The organism is Bacillus paramycoides, from assembly GCF_038971285.1.
GTDB lineage: Bacteria > Bacillota > Bacilli > Bacillales > Bacillaceae_G > Bacillus_A.
This window is the reverse complement of sequence record NZ_CP152427.1, coordinates 870,709-886,157: the sequence shown is the minus strand read 5'-3', so window position 1 is coordinate 886,157 and position 15,449 is coordinate 870,709. Positions and strand designations below refer to the sequence as shown.

11 protein-coding genes are annotated in these 15,449 nt (G+C 36.0%); 5 read left to right on the top strand and 6 right to left on the bottom strand.

Going from position 1 to position 15,449, the window contains the following annotated elements:
• Position 1: 1 nt before the first annotated feature.
• On the top strand, positions 2 to 883 hold the full coding sequence (locus AAG068_RS04555; RefSeq protein WP_342718318.1) for an accessory Sec system S-layer assembly protein: 882 nt from the start codon (positions 2 to 4) through the stop codon (positions 881 to 883).
• 112 nt (positions 884 to 995) lie between these two features.
• On the opposite strand, the gene AAG068_RS04550 is transcribed toward AAG068_RS04555, so the two are convergent.
• Entirely contained in the window at positions 996 to 1,367 is a 372-nt protein-coding gene (locus AAG068_RS04550) for a hypothetical protein (RefSeq protein ID WP_342718317.1), read from the bottom strand.
• Between the two features lie 196 nt (positions 1,368 to 1,563).
• The gene (locus AAG068_RS04545) at positions 1,564 to 3,042 is read right to left on the bottom strand and encodes a SulP family inorganic anion transporter (RefSeq protein WP_342718316.1); all 1,479 of its coding nucleotides are present in this window, start codon (positions 3,040 to 3,042) and stop codon (positions 1,564 to 1,566) included.
• A gap of 187 nt (positions 3,043 to 3,229) precedes the next feature.
• On the opposite strand from AAG068_RS04545, the gene AAG068_RS04540 reads away from it, so the two are divergent.
• Together AAG068_RS04540 and AAG068_RS04535 are read left to right on the top strand one after the other, a co-directional pair.
• Positions 3,230 to 3,694 carry a hypothetical protein gene (locus AAG068_RS04540; RefSeq protein ID WP_000955016.1) on the top strand — a complete coding sequence of 155 codons (465 nt, stop codon included), beginning with the start codon at positions 3,230 to 3,232 and terminating at the stop codon, positions 3,692 to 3,694.
• Between the two features lie 409 nt (positions 3,695 to 4,103).
• On the top strand, positions 4,104 to 4,301 hold the full coding sequence (locus AAG068_RS04535; protein ID WP_001098287.1) for a hypothetical protein: 198 nt from the start codon (positions 4,104 to 4,106) through the stop codon (positions 4,299 to 4,301).
• A 581-nt stretch (positions 4,302 to 4,882) separates the two neighbouring features.
• Here the strand turns inward: AAG068_RS04535 and AAG068_RS04530 are convergent.
• Both AAG068_RS04530 and AAG068_RS04525 read right to left on the bottom strand, forming a co-directional pair.
• Positions 4,883 to 6,439, bottom strand: coding sequence for a fatty acid--CoA ligase (locus AAG068_RS04530; protein WP_342718315.1), 1,557 nt, complete (start codon positions 6,437 to 6,439; stop codon positions 4,883 to 4,885).
• Between the two features lie 385 nt (positions 6,440 to 6,824).
• A complete protein-coding gene (locus tag AAG068_RS04525; protein ID WP_342718314.1) occupies positions 6,825 to 8,315 on the bottom strand; it encodes a coproporphyrinogen III oxidase in 1,491 nt (496 codons plus the stop codon).
• A 257-nt stretch (positions 8,316 to 8,572) separates the two neighbouring features.
• Here AAG068_RS04525 and AAG068_RS04520 point away from each other — a divergent pair, with 257 nt between their 5' ends.
• Positions 8,573 to 10,312, top strand: coding sequence for an S-layer homology domain-containing protein (locus AAG068_RS04520; protein ID WP_342718313.1), 1,740 nt, complete (start codon positions 8,573 to 8,575; stop codon positions 10,310 to 10,312).
• Positions 10,313 to 10,369: 57 nt separating this feature from the next.
• On the opposite strand, the gene AAG068_RS04515 is transcribed toward AAG068_RS04520, so the two are convergent.
• Positions 10,370 to 13,381 carry a SpaA isopeptide-forming pilin-related protein gene (locus AAG068_RS04515; RefSeq protein ID WP_342718312.1) on the bottom strand — a complete coding sequence of 1,004 codons (3,012 nt, stop codon included), beginning with the start codon at positions 13,379 to 13,381 and terminating at the stop codon, positions 10,370 to 10,372.
• Positions 13,382 to 13,774: 393 nt separating this feature from the next.
• Entirely contained in the window at positions 13,775 to 14,647 is an 873-nt protein-coding gene (locus AAG068_RS04510) for a Cof-type HAD-IIB family hydrolase (protein ID WP_342718311.1), read from the bottom strand.
• A 134-nt stretch (positions 14,648 to 14,781) separates the two neighbouring features.
• Between AAG068_RS04510 and AAG068_RS04505 the strand changes: the two genes are divergently transcribed.
• Entirely contained in the window at positions 14,782 to 15,399 is a 618-nt protein-coding gene (locus AAG068_RS04505; RefSeq protein ID WP_342718310.1) for a DNA-3-methyladenine glycosylase, read from the top strand.
• The last annotated feature ends 50 nt before the right edge of the window (positions 15,400 to 15,449 follow it).

The following is a 15,449-nucleotide window of genomic DNA, read 5'->3' as shown; positions in this document are numbered from 1 at the left end:
TATGTTATCATTCCTAAAAAAAGCTAAGAAAAAAGGAAAAGATACAACTGTCTCTAGTAATCAATTATTCGGACAAGAAGAAACAAATACTGAAAATAAAACTGTAAAGCCAACGCTTTACTTCCACCCAAGCTGGGGTGCAGTAGCACAAGAACAAAAATACATTTATCAATTTTTACATAAAGAACTACCACGTTTACAAGAATATCAAATTTCTTTATCTGGAATTGAAATTGAAAAACGTGATAGTGGTTATGACGTAGCTGTATTTATTCGCAGCACTGTTCCGAAACCAATTTCTTTCGAAGAGGTTACATTAATTCTTCTAAATAAAGAGAAGAAACTATGCGCAAGAAAAACATTTAACCTGTCTGCATTAGGAGATATTCCTGCAAATGTAAATATGCCATTCATCTTTACATTTGAGCAAGAAACAATTACGGATGCTGAATTATCGCAAACAAATTGGGAGTTAGCATTTGAACTTGAAAGTAAGCATGCATTAGATTTAGATCCATCTTGGGAAGCTCAGTTACCTGAAGCAAGCAAAGAAGCTTTACGTAATTTTGTAGACAATTTAACACCTCCAAATGATGGTGAAATGAACTTCCTAGGTCTGCAAGCTGCAAGAAAAGAAAACGGTGATTTACATACAACGCTTCTTATTCGTAACGGTTGCAAAGACACGATCCAACTAGAGCAACTTCCTCTTCATATTGAAGATGCATCAGGTGCAGTTGTCGTTAAAGGTGCTTTCACATTACCGAATCTTGAAATTAAAGCGAACACTACAAAACCATGGTCATTTGTCTTCCCTGCTTCATCTATATTAAAAGAAGATATGGATCTATCTTCTTGGAAAGCATTTGTACCACAAGACTAATAATAAAGAGAGGCTGCTTCTAGAAGCAGCCTCTCTCATTCTTCATACAAAAATCCTGTTCAAAAAGATGGTCATCACACCTCTTTGGACAGGACTTTTATTTATGTAAAATTTATTTCGTTACTAATAAACGTTCAATATGATATTCAGCTTCTAATTTGCACATGTCATCTACATGCTTCACTTTATTTCTCTTTAATTGCTCTACTTGCTCTTCGCTCGGTTTTTCATTAATAAACTCGTTAATTTTTTCATTTACTTTCATCGCTAATGCTTGATGGAAATCTGGATGTCCTTTCAACTCATCATCTACTTTATTGATCCAAGTTGATTTTGTGTATAAATACTGTTTCCACTGTTCAACAAATTGTTGCATATCAAACTTTTCATCGTTCCATTCAATGTCTTTCATGTACTTCTCAAAAGAAACAACAATTGAGCGTGTAATCCCAATTTTCACTCCGTGTGGTAACTGTTTGTACATCAATTATTCCCTCCAGCTTAAAGCTCTTCCTTCTGAAAAAAAGGAATCTCAAAATTCATATACGTTATTATAATATCACATTCCTAATCTAGAATGTTACTATACTGCTAAGATTAATAAATGTCAATAACACCGAAATATCCCTATATAGTGATATTAAATATACAAAAAAATACCCTCATAAGAGGGTATCTCCTTATATAGCCTCAGCGTTTACAAACTGTAATTTATCTTTCTGCTCATTACTCGCCATCGTTACTAATGTGTTTTCAATATGAGCAGGCACTTGTTCTAGTGTCACACTCGCACCTACTTTATCCGACTGCTCAACAAAATTTAACAATGCCATAGCTCCTGATACATCCATATAGCGCACATCTTTCATACGTAAAACAACCGGAGACTTTACGTCCTGTAAAGCATAAAAAATGCGATCCACTGTTAGGAAAGAAAGTGGGCCTTTAATTTTATACGTCGCTCCCTTTTCTTTTACAATAGAAGCTTTACGTTCTTTACATTTCACCATGTATATAATGAACGAAAGAATAATACCGAACGCAACAGCAATCATTAAATCAAACTTCACTGTGACAACCATCGTTACGAGCATAACAATAACATCGCCTTTTGGTGCTACATGCATTTTCTTCATGCTTTCCCAATCAAACATGCCAATACCAGTTAAAATTAAAATACCTGATAACACAGCAAGTGGAATGTATTGCACGACTGACCCAAGTCCCATAATGAAAATAAATAATATAACACTATGCATACATGCTGAAAGCGCCGTTTTACCACCACTTCTTATATTAACGATAGACCGTACAGTTGCTCCTGCCCCTGCTAATCCGCCAAACAATCCGCTCATCATATTACCGATACCTTGTCCGACCAGTTCTTTATTACTTTTATGACGTGTCCCCGTCACATTATCCATTACAACCGATGTTAACAACGAGTCAATCGATCCTAATAAAGCAATACTAAGCGCTGGTAAAATAAGTTCTGCGATGCCTGTTCCACTTAAAGGTGGAATATGAAGCGTCGGCATTGCTTCTGGAATCGTTCCAATCTTCTCAACCACCTTATTTAATGACAAGTTTCCGATAAACGGTAACTTCACTGTAAGTCCTTCTAAAGCCGAAGAAATTAAAGGAAGCATAGCTGTCACACCTACTAATGCAACTAAACTAGATGGAATGGCCTTAATCCATTTTCCAGAAACAATCATTACAATAATCGTTAATACGACGAGTAGAAAACTATTTTGCACATGTTTCATTTCACCTAAAATAATAATTAATGCGATACCGTTCATAAATCCTGAAACGACAGAATACGGAATATATCGAACGTAAGAGCCAAGCTTACATACACCGAATAAAATTTGAAACAGTCCCGCCATCATAAATGCTATAAAACTCGCCTCTAATCCGTGCGTCGCAATAACCCCTGTTGCGATAACAGTAATCGGCCCAGTTGGCCCCGTAACCTGCCCAGGTGTACCACCAAATAACGCCGCAAATAACCCTGCAAAAATCGCACCATACAATCCGACTAGTGCTCCCTCAGACGTTCCCGTTGCAGCAATACCAAATGCAATGGCAAGTGGCAACGCAACAATCGCAACAGTAAAACCTGCTAAACATTCCTTTGCTATTCTTTGAAACATATAATAACCACCTTCACATTAAGTCCACGTTCCATTGTACACCTAAAAGAATATATTCGTTAGTCCACTTTTTACAGTATCGTGACGTAAACGCATTCAATTGTAAGCTTCCGCTGCATCTTTGGAAACTATTATAACTATGTTATAATGAACAAATTAAATCTTTTATTATATATTTGGAGGCACTATGCTAACTTTTGAAGAAAAATTATCGATCATTGAATCTTTCCCTGAATTAGAAAGAAAGAACGTATCATTAAAACGCGTGAACTTCCACTTTGAAGAAAGTCGTTTAGATAAAAAGAACGTTGTTTATCACTTACATCCAAACGGAAACGGATTTGTATATGCAAGTGGTATTAAAGGTTACAAAACGGATGATAAAGGTATGGTTAACATCCGCGAATTTTCAGCAGATGAATTACGCTCAGTAATCGAGCAATCAATTGAATTACTTTCACAAGAAGAAGTAGTAATTCCTGCAGAACCTGCGAAAGAAGAAGAATGGCAGAACGAAGACGGCCATATCCTTACTCTTATCTCAGAGGACGATATGTGGAACGTGTACGCTGGTGTAAACTTAGACGGTACATTCAACTCTTATCCAGAAGCTGCGGAATACCTTGATGAAGAAGGATTTTCACGTAAATAAAAGTAGAAAGTGGGCATCCCAACATGACCATCAAACAATGTTGCGAACCCCATTTCATTCAACGATTTTTATAACAATAAAAAACCCTCAAGTATTCATATGCTTGAGGGTTTTTCAATCAAAAAGTAGAACTGCTGAAAGTTCTTACATTAAGAACAAATTGGAATTGGTACAGGAATTTGAATACCTTCTACAAATAAGAAGTATTGACCACTTACTATTTTAAAACAAACTAATTGCATGGCTATTCCTCCCTTCTGTTATATTAATATAATTAAATATTTTGTTTTTTGAAAAGTTACTATGTTACCATCTCTTCAATATCTTCACCTTTCTTTTTGACTATATAAACTCCTTCCTCACACTATCTCTATTCATTTTCATAAAATGATTTAGAGGAGGATTAAAAATGAATACAACTGCTAGATTAGTAAATTGGAAAGAACATGGAGATATGATTATTCTGGAATGTGAATCAAATGGAAAACGCTTCGAGATATCAACATATAAACAAAGAATATATAATGCCCACCTTTTGTCAGATGACGTGTATGTTCGTTTAGATTCATCTGATAATATAATTGGAATAAATATTTATAAAAAATAAGAAAAGCCCCCTATTTTTTATAGGCGGGCTTTACCTTTATTACAAAATAACAAAGTATACTCCCTTTTTTTATGAAGTTTATGTAATTATACATATTCACAAAAAATAAACTAAATGAATATTACATGTAGTAAAATATAACTTGTGGACACGTTCTATAAAGCAGATTCTTTTAAAAGGCGTAACATATCAATCATTATAGGGGATGTGGCGTTACTCCAATACTAAGTTTAAATCTCTTGTATTTTTTAAACTAACAATTAGTGTATATAGACGATTCTGTTTTATAGTATGTGTTTACCACTTATAACACAGGGGTAATACGGATAGATTCGTATGAAATGAAAATGGTTCAAGTCGGAAAGAGGCACCTTAGGGTGTCTTTTTTTGTACATTACATCACTTTAGTTCTTTCACATTGTTTCAAATGCACGAATTACTCTTCTTTACAAAGAAACGAGAATTAAGTGAAGATTGATTGATCTTCACTTAATTCTCCACCTCTACAAAAGAGCAAAGATATTGCTTCGTCTATTTAAAAACAGGTGAAAATCACATAGGTATAGTGCGTCCCACACTTTCTATTTTTTCGCACCTTTCAAAGACTCTCTCAGGACAAACTTTTGTAATTTTCCACTCGCATTACGAGGAAGTTCATCCACAAATAAATAATGACGTGGACGTTTATAATCCGCTAATTCATCACTTTCTTTACAATATATTTCTAAATCATTTTCTGTAATCGCTTCATCTTTCTTTACAACAACAGCCACAACACGTTCTCCCCATAATTCATCTGGCTCTCCAAGCACCGCAACATCTAATATACCAGGATGACTATGAAGGAAATCTTCAATTTCACGTGGATAAATATTAACGCCGCCACTAATTACCATATCATCCACACGATCTGCGACGAATAAATAGCCATCTTTATCGAAGTAACCTAAATCACCAGAGTGATACCATCCTTTATACATCGATTTTGCATTTGCTTCTTCTCGGTTATGATAACCAGCCATCATAGTTGGGCCGCGTAAAATAATCTCCCCTACTTCATAAGGAGGTAATACATCATCTGGTTCTGCTGGTGCATCATCGTTTGGTTTTACAATGCGGATTTCATGACTAAAGCACGGTGTTCCCGCTGAACCTGCTTTCGTAATTTGATCTTCTTCTACGAGAAACGCAACAACTGGTCCCATTTCTGTCATTCCGTAAATTTGTACAAGATCAATATAAAGACGTTCTTTACATTCCTTCACTAATGCTGGAGCCATCGCCGCTCCTCCATATATACCAATCTTCATCGATGTTAAATCGTACTGCGTTAAATCTTTTTGCAGTAACATATTCCACATCGTCGGTGCTGCAAAAAATGTCGTAATCTTCTCTTCTTGAATCGTATGTAAGACTCTATCCGTATCAAAGTGATGTAAAATAACATTCTTTCCACCAACTTGAATGCGCGGAATGATTCCAGCATTTAACTCGCCGCAATGATATAAAGGCGCCACTACAAGCCCGGCACTATCTCTATTATATTTTAAGAAATACGTACAAATCATACTATGCTCAGCCATTTCACGATGGCGATGTAGTACGCCTTTCGGATGACCTGTCGTACCGCTCGTATACAGCATAGAACAATAATCCATTTCATCAATTTCGATATCTACTTTATCAGAAGATGCTGCATTCACTTTTTCATGGTAAGAACTAGCATAGGAAGGTGTATCGTCTTCTACATACCAAAAAGACGAATTTTGAAAATCTCGTTCAATGATAGCGACAGTTGATTCAACTGCTTTTTCAAAGACTACTACTTTCGAGGCTGCATCCTGGAGAATATACGATACTTCTTTTGCTTTTAAGCGGAAATTAATCGGGTTAAAGATTGCCCCTATTTTCGCGCAGGCTAAGTAAACGTTTACAAATTCACGGCAATTATATAAGTAAACAGATACAGTATCTCCCTTTCTTACCCCTTCTTTCAAAAGAGCTTGCGCCGTTTTATTTATTTGCTCATCCCACTGTTTATACGTCCAGCGAATATTTTTTTCCGGCTCTACTAAGGCCTCTTTATTCGGATACTTACCAACAGCTAAATCAAATATTCTCCCTATCGTCATGTACATGCCAACAATTTCCCCCTTTTCTCTTTCATAAATCTATCATTTCGTCCATAAGTAGACATTGTCCTTTAATGATTTGACTAATTTTTCTGATTATTATCGACATAGTTTTACAAACAGTTCCGCTTAGCGGTAAGTGGAATTATATCGGCAGTTTTTCGAATATATCAATTTACAGACAAAAACTGACAAAATAAAGTAAAACTTTAATCAGTGGAGGTTTTTTTCATCCCCCACTGATTATCAGCCCTCACCAATCGGACTTTAATGGGCAGCCCGACCCCCATCTAAATTCTTTGCTTTCGCTGAATTTTGAGGTGGGGGTCTTACTGCCCATTAAAGCGGGATAAAAAAGAGGCTCTTCCAAATTGGAACAACCTCTTTTTTCTTATACAAATAGCTCTTCTAAAATTTTCAGTTTGTCTTCTGTATATTTTACGAAGCCATCGTTATATGATTTTGGATCTTTCGGATTTGCGAAGTGCGTAATTGCTCCCGTTTTCGGATGAACAAATTTACTTGATGCACCACAACCAAGTCCGATAATTGATTGTACTTCTTCCATAATGACAATGTTGTAAATACTTTCTTGCGTCGGCATTGCATAACCAACGTTCTCTAAATTACCTAAAATATTCTTTTGACGATATAGATAATATGGTACGTAATTATGCTTTTGCGTCCACTCTTCTGCTTCGTGCATCATCGCTGTAATTTCTTCGCGACCTGCTACTTTATATTTACGTTTGTTTTGCGTCATTTCAGAAGCACGTTTAAATGATAACGTATGAACTGTTAATGATTCTGGCATTAACTTTTCTGTTTCATCTAGCGTATGCTTAAAGATATCTAACCCTTCACCAGGAAGACCAATAATTAAATCCATATTAATATTGTTCATTCCCATTTCACGAGCTAAATGATACTTCTCAATTGTTTCTTCTACAGTATGGTGACGTCCAATCGCTTTTAATGTCTCTTGATGGTATGACTGCGGATTAATACTAATACGGTCAATGTTCCACTTATTTAACACTTCTAGCTTCGCTGGCGTAATTGTATCTGGGCGACCTGCCTCAACTGTTACTTCACGCACATTTTTCACATCTGGGAATGCTTCATACATTTCTTCATACAGCATATCCATCTCTTCTGCTGTAATACTTGTCGGTGTACCGCCGCCGTAATAAATCGTCGTAACTTTTACACCTTTTTCTTTTAAAAACTTACCAATTTCACGAACTTCATAATGTAAACCACCTAAGAATGAATCAACAGAGCCTTGGCGTCCGTTAATTGCATACGCCGGGAATGTACAATATGCACATTTTGTTGGGCAGAATGGAATACCGATATAAATACTTACTTCCTCTTTCAAACGGTATAAATCTGGAACTACCGCTAATTGGCAATCAACAATGCGCTGAAGAAGTTCAATTTTCTCTTCATGAATTAAATAGCTTTCACGAAGTTCTTGATGCGCTTCTTCTTTTGACATACCATTTTGAAGCATTTTATGAAGAAGTTTCGTCGGACGAACTCCCGTTAAAATACCCCAGCTTTGTTCAATGCCAGTTAACTGCTGAAGAACAGAAAGATATACATAAGAAACAACGTGTTTCACTTGCTTCATACGCTCTTTTTCATCTGTGAAAGCAGATAAATCTTTTGCGAATGTTTCTTCATACACATTTCCAGTCGCAACATCTGTTAAACGAGCAGATGCTTTTACATTCTCTTCAATGTGTATATCAACGATAAGATTTGCTTCCTCTTGTTCAAATCCAATCGTACTATCTTCAAAAAATAAGCCGCCAATATTTTGTAGCGGACGTAAAAAACGATCATCTTGTAACGTTTTAATTGAAATTAACAACATTATCACCTTTTCATTTGCAAACTCTCTTTAGTTTACTTGAAGGGCGTTTGCAGGTCAATACAGAAGGTTTTACCTTATTTTGATATCCTATTTAAAACAAACTGAATATTGATTTTTAACGAACTTTTCTTAGTTGTATAGACATTGTAATATACTCTTGTTACAATCTAGAACGTATTAGTACTTGCTACTAATTTAAATACATATAAAGGAGGACTCTTAACACGCAATAAAGACTATCACGTGTTAAAACAACTATGAAAAAAAAGCTTTACAACATTTTAGCACTATCTTTGGCATTACAAACATTTATAGTACCTACCCATTCATTCGCAGAAAATATAGAGAGAAATGCGGAATTTTCTATTGATGATCAAGCTTTAAAAAGCATTGAAGAACATGCAAAACAGCATAGACATGACGAAGAAAGCGACCTTGAAATCTCGGGTGAATATCTTCTCCACTTATCAACAAAACTTCCACTATACGATTCAAACGACTTAAAAACCAAAACAAATATTGAAATTGCTGAACCGGTAGTAAAGGCAACGAAGAAAAAAGGGAATGCATATTATATACAAACTACATTTGGTTCTGGTTGGGTTAATAAGGAAAATAATAGTTTAGAAGTACAAGAAATTCATAAACTCTCGAATCAAAAATTAATTATAACAGAAGAAGCATCAGTCTATTCATTCCCTTTCCAATCGTTTAAAGAAGAAACGAAATTACAGCCACAAACAGTAACTCCTACTGAACAAGCTGGGAATTGGTTTAACATTCAAATGAACGGAACTGAAAAATGGATTTATGCTCCTTCAGCTACATTCGACGGTACGAAAGCATCATTATTTGAAAAAACAGGTGCTATCGAAAAGAGAAGCGCAACTTTCTTCAAAACACCATCTAATTTGCCTACAAATAACGTTTATGGTGTTACATTTAAAGAAATGATTGTTCCAAAAGGAAATGAAAACATTCGTCCTGGCTACGCAATGGAACCGAAATATATTACAATTCATGAAACTGCTAATACAAGTAAAGGTGCTAACGCTTTAAATCATGCGAAGTACTTAGATAGCCAAGCCCGTGGAAATACTGATCGTTCAGCATCTTGGCATTTTACAGTGGATGACAAAGAAATTTATCAACACCTTCCATTAAATGAAGTTGGTTGGCATGCTGGAAATAAGACAGGAAACTATGAATCTATCGGAATTGAAATTGCTGTGAATAGTGATGGAAATTATACAAAAGCGGTAGAAACCGCAAAAAAGTTAGCCGCTTATTTAATGAACGAATTAAACATCTCTCTAGATCACGTGCAAAAGCATCAATTTTGGAGCGGGAAAAACTGCCCTGCATTTATGATTCAACGCGGACAATGGGATGCTTTCTTAAAAGGCACGAACGCTTACTATAATGAACATCGTAAAGATGATATTCTACCGCCAGAAGTCCCTCATGAAAAAGACGACATTACAGGTGGATGGTATGAACAAGACATTCGTCAATTGGCTGCTAGAAAAATCATGTTCGGTGACGGCAATGGTTCTTACTGGCCAAACCGTCTTGTAACAAGAGCTGAGTTTGCAAATTTAATGTCGAGAGCTTTAAAATTACCTGCTGGAAACGCTAAATTTACAGACTTAAACGAAGCACACCCATCTTTAGTAGATGGAATTAACCGCGCCGCTAGCGCAGGTATCATTAATGGTCGTGGGAATAATAAATTTGATCCTAATGCTACAATAACACGTGATGAAGCTGTTATTATGATTGACCGTGCACTAGAATATAAATGGATTTATAGAAAAGAAGTGAAATTACCATTCACTGACCAAAACTTAGCATACGATAAAAAAGCATTACAAAACGTTTATGCATACGGAATTGTAAAAGGTAACGAACGGAATGAATTCGTACCAAAAGGCACAGCGACACGCGCTGAAGCAGCTGCATTTTTAAACCGAATGCTTAAGGTTATTGAAGCTTAAACAAAAAAACTAAAAGGCATAAGAGATAACAATTCTCTTATGCCTTTTATAAAACTGTTAACTATTTTTAATCATAAATCTAAGACGTATTCCTAATAAAATAAGGGCAAAACCAACGAACGGAAGATAATTCATATCATGTCCTGTGGCTGGAAGGCGTTGTGTATGAGACTCACCTTGTCCTTTTTCTGGTAAGGTAGGTTGTTCTTTATCTACGTTTACCATTCCTTCACCTGGCTTTTCTGTTTCTTGGCCTGGCTTCTCTGTCTCTTCGCCTGGCTTTTCTGTTCCTTCACCTGGTTTCTCTGTTTCTTCACCTGGTTTCTCTGTTTCTTCACCTGGCTTTTCTGTTTCTTCACCTGGTTTCTCTGTTTCTTCACCTGGCTTTTCTGTTTCTTCACCTGGTTTCTCTGTTTCTTCACCTGGGGTTTCTGTTTCTCCACCTGGGGTTTCTATTTCTCCACCTGGGGTTTCTGTTTCTCCACCTGGGGTTTCTGTTTCTCCACCTGGGGTTTCTGTTTCTCCACCTGGGGTTTCTGTTTCTCCACCTGGGGTTTCTGTTTCTCCACCTGGGGTTTCTGTTTCTCCACCTGGGGTTTCTGTTTCTCCACCTGGGGTTTCTGTTTCTCCACCTGGATTCTCTGGACCTTTGCTTGTTTCTTTTTCATTTGTAATTTGAAGTTTTACTACTTCAATTTTTTGATTAGAAATCGTAAATTCAATTTCCTTATCAGATAACTCATAACCTTCTGGCGCTTGAACTTCTTTTAAAACATAATCTCCTGGCTCTAATTCTTTCGAAGTTGCTTTACCATTTTCATCTGATGTTAATGTGTCTATTTTTGTTCCATCTTTCAAAATTTCAAACACTGCGCCTGCTAATTTTTTATTTGTATCATTAGCATCTACCTTTGTAATTTCTACTTGACCTTTAATCTTTTCTTTCACTTTTTCATTTAATACTTCTTGCTTTATTACTGTATTTGCAACAACATTTACTTCTACCGTCACTTCTAACGCTTTGTAGCCTTCCGGCGCTTTCGTTTCTTCTATCGTATACTTACCTGGTACTAAGTTTTCGAATTGTACTACACCGTCTTTATTCGTTGTTTTCGCTTCTCCAACTACTTGACCATTTTCGTTCTTCAGTCTAAATTCTGCGCCTTCTAGAACTTTTCCACTCTCTGCATCCTTTTTGATTACTTGTAAGCTTCCTAGTTCTTTTGCATTTTCTACTTGTACTTCTACTACTTTGTTTGCTTCCACAACGACTTCAATTTCTTCTTTTAATAATGTATATCCTTGCGGTGCTTTCGTTTCTTTTAATGTGTATGTTCCTGGCTCTAATTTCTGAGAGATTACTTTACCAGTTTTATCTGTTCGTAACGTCTCTACTTTTTTACCATCTTTGTACACTTCAAATTCTGCGTCTGATAATACTCTCTCTTTATCTTCTGCATCCACTTTTACGATTTCAAATTGACCTGTAGCTTTTTCAACAATCTTTTTATTCAACACATCTACAGTCACTGTTTTATTAGCAGCTACATCAACATGAACTAAACTAGATGATAGTTCGTAACCTTTTGGTGCCTCAACTTCTTTTAATGTATATGTTCCAACTGGAAGTTGTTTTGATAAAACTTCACCTTTACCATCTGTAATAATTGTTTCGACAACGTTCCCATCTTTATCTATAACATCAAATTTTGCACCTGGTAAAAGTTGACCAGATTCACTATCTTTTTTCAATAATTTAAATTGACCATTTTCTACTTTTTTCGTATTCTTCATAACAATTTTCATTACGTTTGTATTATCAATTGTTACTTTTACTGGTGTATCAACTTTTATATATCCTTCTGGTGCACTAATTTCTTTTACAAAATAATCACCAAATGGTAAATCTTTAACTTCCGCAATACCCTTTTCGTTTGTTGTAACAGTAGCCACAACATTATTATCTTTGTCTATAACATCAAATTTTGCGTCTTTTAAAACAATGTTTTCATTGTCTTCATCAACTTTTTTAATTTGTAAATTTCCTTTTTCTGCAGCCGGCTTTTTCCACTTTGGCCAGTTAAATTTAAAATTATGAACCTCAAATCCATCTCTTTGGTGTAATCCACCAACAAAGGCTTGTCCGTTAATAGAGCCACCCTTTGTCTCTACAACTGCATTAGGCGCAAATACACTTCCTACTACACCATATCCTTTAGTTGTTATCTTTTTAGCATTAGGGAACACCCAAATGACTTTACTAGCTAACTCAGTAAAAAAGGAATTAGGGTCATATGCTTGAGAGGTATTAACTAATGTGAACCCACCCTTATCTGTTGTATCATACAGGATTGCACCGCCACCAAAATTAACTTCTTCTGCATCTGAATGAATAACAATAAAGTCTTTGTTATTTACATTTGGAAGATAAACATCCTTTACATTGAATGGTTCTTGCCCTTCTAATCCTGAAGAAACGTAAATATTAGGATTCTTTACATCTTCACCGATTCCAAAGGTCATACCCGGTTTTGGTTTATCAGTATGTAATTGATCCGCATCCTCAATTACACTATTAACGTCTTTTCTAAACTCTTTAAATTTAGCATCAATCTCTGCTTGCTCTTTATAAGAGATACGGTCATATGACGATTTCATTGCACCTTCTGGGTCACCATCTTTTGTCATAGCCACTGTTCCATCTTGGATAATTACTTGTCCTGTCCCCGCCTTCGTAAATTGACCACCTAGTAATAATGACGGATATCCTTCATCTACCCATGTCGCTCCAGCTAAATTATTCGCTCCCGTTGCAGCCGCTACGACTGTATAACTTGATGCGTTCATATTTTTTTGAACAGCCATCGCACCCTCAATATCCGCACTCGTTGCACTATGATCTCCAAAAATGATGGCATTGTAATAAGATACATCACCTAAACCTTTTAACTCTGTTGTAGCTGCCTCTGCTTTATACGGTAAATGGATTAAAAAATTCATACATACTAGTAACACAACTATAAAACTACTACTTAATTTTTTTATTTTTTGATTAAATGATTTCCTCAAGAAATTCATTCCCCCTTTTAAACTTCCTAAAACCAAACAAAAAGCATCTTTCATATGTACCAAGCCTTACTCACAATAACTTAAAATCATCCATTTAAATAAAAACAAGAAACTCTACAACTGCTTAATAAAATCACTACAATTCATTTTTGAGATAATACGTAAACGAAACTATCATGCGGAAGTATTTTTTACATATGGAGCTCAACAAAATTAACCTGAAGAATATTTCATGTGGTGTAACTATTTTGGTAACATCATTTACTCTACAATAGTTTCCCAGAGTATTCAAGTGAATTGTATAGATTTCATACACAATTCATAATCTAAAACGTTTTCATTCCTTTTAATACGTTCAACAAAAAAACGTAGCCCAAAAGCTACGTTTTTCTTTCATCGTTTCGGTGTATTTTTATGATTCTTCAAAAACGGAAGCGGGAATTGCTTACGGAAATGTTCTTTAATCATATACTCTACACCGTTCTCACTATTTGAACGTGTAATCCAGTCAGCTGCTTGTTTTAACTCTACAGGCGAGTTCCCCATCGCTACTCCGAGTCCTACATTTTCAATGACTTCTAGATCTTCTAAACTATCTCCAATCGCAACCATTTCGTTTAGCGAAATATTTAAATGCTCTCCAAGCAATTGTAATCCACGTAATTTTGATACATTTTGCGGCAAAATTTCTATTCGTTTTGAATCAGACTCAACATACTCTAAATCTTGGAACGCTTTTCTTAATGTATGGAGCCCTCGTTCTTTTTCACCTTTCGTTTGGAAAATAACATCAATTTTTGGCGCCGCTACTGGATGATCACGAAGCGCATCACCTAACGAGTCTACAAATTGAACTGGATAAAATAATGGATCTGCGCTTGATAATACAGTACGCGCAATTAAGTTTGGTGTATTTCTCTCACGATTTCCGATTGAAAACCGTTCATGAGAAATGCGGACGTTACAATCAAAGTGCTCTAACACTTGCACAATGTTAAACGTCTTCTCTTCCGATAGTCTTCTTTGAACATACGGCTTATCTAACGTTGCTGAAACGAAAGCACCGCCATGTGTCACTAATATAGAATCTAATTTTAGTGCCTTTGCTACTTTATGAGCAGACTGAAAATTACGGTTCGTAAATAATGTAACGTATACATCTTTTCTTTTCACAAATTCAATTGTTTCTCGTAATCCTTTTGCAATTTTTCCGTTGTTGTATAGTAGTGTCCCATCTATATTAAGAGCTAGTAAGCGATAAATCATGTCGCACTCCCCCTCTTCGCTGTTGTACTCTATCCATAATTTATGAAATAAATGTAGCAAATAGAACGAGTTAGAATTACTACTGAAAATTTGGTTTACTATATACATATACACTTAGCAAAGGAGATAGTACAATGCAGGCACCACCTTCCTTTTATGAAGGCGATACGTTAGAAGTCGCAAAGAAATTACTCGGACAGAAACTTGTACATATTGTAGACGGAGTAAAACGAAGCGGAATCATTGTAGAAGTAGAAGCATATAAAGGTCCCGATGATAAAGCCGCGCATAGTTACGGAGGTAGACGAACGGACCGTACAGAAGTCATGTTTGGTGCACCGGGACATGCTTACGTATATTTAATTTACGGTATGTATCATTGTTTTAACATCATTACAGCGCCAGTTGGCACCCCGCAAGGTGTTCTCATTCGAGCCCTTCAGCCAGTAGATGGAATCGAAGAAATAAAACTAGCACGCTACAACAAAAGCGACATTACAAAAGCGCAGTATAAAAATTTAACGAACGGCCCTGGCAAACTATGCCGTGCCCTCGGCATTACTTTAGAAGAACGAGGTGTGTCCTTACAAAGTGATACATTACATATTGAACTCGTCCCAGAAGAAGAACACATATCATCACAATATAAAATAACAGCAGGACCCCGTATTAACATCGACTATGCAGAAGAAGCTGTACATTATCCGTGGCGTTTTTATTATGAGGGACATCCGTTTGTTTCAAAGAAATAAACGATATCGACTTACCGATAAATAAAAGAAGACTGTTCCAAGGTGGAACA

What these genes read in the sequence shown, in the direction of transcription:
- AAG068_RS04555 (WP_342718318.1), top strand. Translation starts at nt 2, where the DNA reads ATGTTATCATTCCTAAAAAAAGCTAAGAAAAAAGGAAAAGATACAACT.
- AAG068_RS04550 (WP_342718317.1), bottom strand. Translation starts at nt 1,367, where the DNA reads ATGTACAAACAGTTACCACACGGAGTGAAAATTGGGATTACACGCTCA.
- AAG068_RS04545 (WP_342718316.1), bottom strand. Translation starts at nt 3,042, where the DNA reads ATGTTTCAAAGAATAGCAAAGGAATGTTTAGCAGGTTTTACTGTTGCG.
- AAG068_RS04540 (WP_000955016.1), top strand. Translation starts at nt 3,230, where the DNA reads ATGCTAACTTTTGAAGAAAAATTATCGATCATTGAATCTTTCCCTGAA.
- AAG068_RS04535 (WP_001098287.1), top strand. Translation starts at nt 4,104, where the DNA reads ATGAATACAACTGCTAGATTAGTAAATTGGAAAGAACATGGAGATATG.
- AAG068_RS04530 (WP_342718315.1), bottom strand. Translation starts at nt 6,439, where the DNA reads ATGTACATGACGATAGGGAGAATATTTGATTTAGCTGTTGGTAAGTAT.
- AAG068_RS04525 (WP_342718314.1), bottom strand. Translation starts at nt 8,315, where the DNA reads ATGTTGTTAATTTCAATTAAAACGTTACAAGATGATCGTTTTTTACGT.
- AAG068_RS04520 (WP_342718313.1), top strand. Translation starts at nt 8,573, where the DNA reads ATGAAAAAAAAGCTTTACAACATTTTAGCACTATCTTTGGCATTACAA.
- AAG068_RS04510 (WP_342718311.1), bottom strand. Translation starts at nt 14,647, where the DNA reads ATGATTTATCGCTTACTAGCTCTTAATATAGATGGGACACTACTATAC.
- AAG068_RS04505 (WP_342718310.1), top strand. Translation starts at nt 14,782, where the DNA reads ATGCAGGCACCACCTTCCTTTTATGAAGGCGATACGTTAGAAGTCGCA.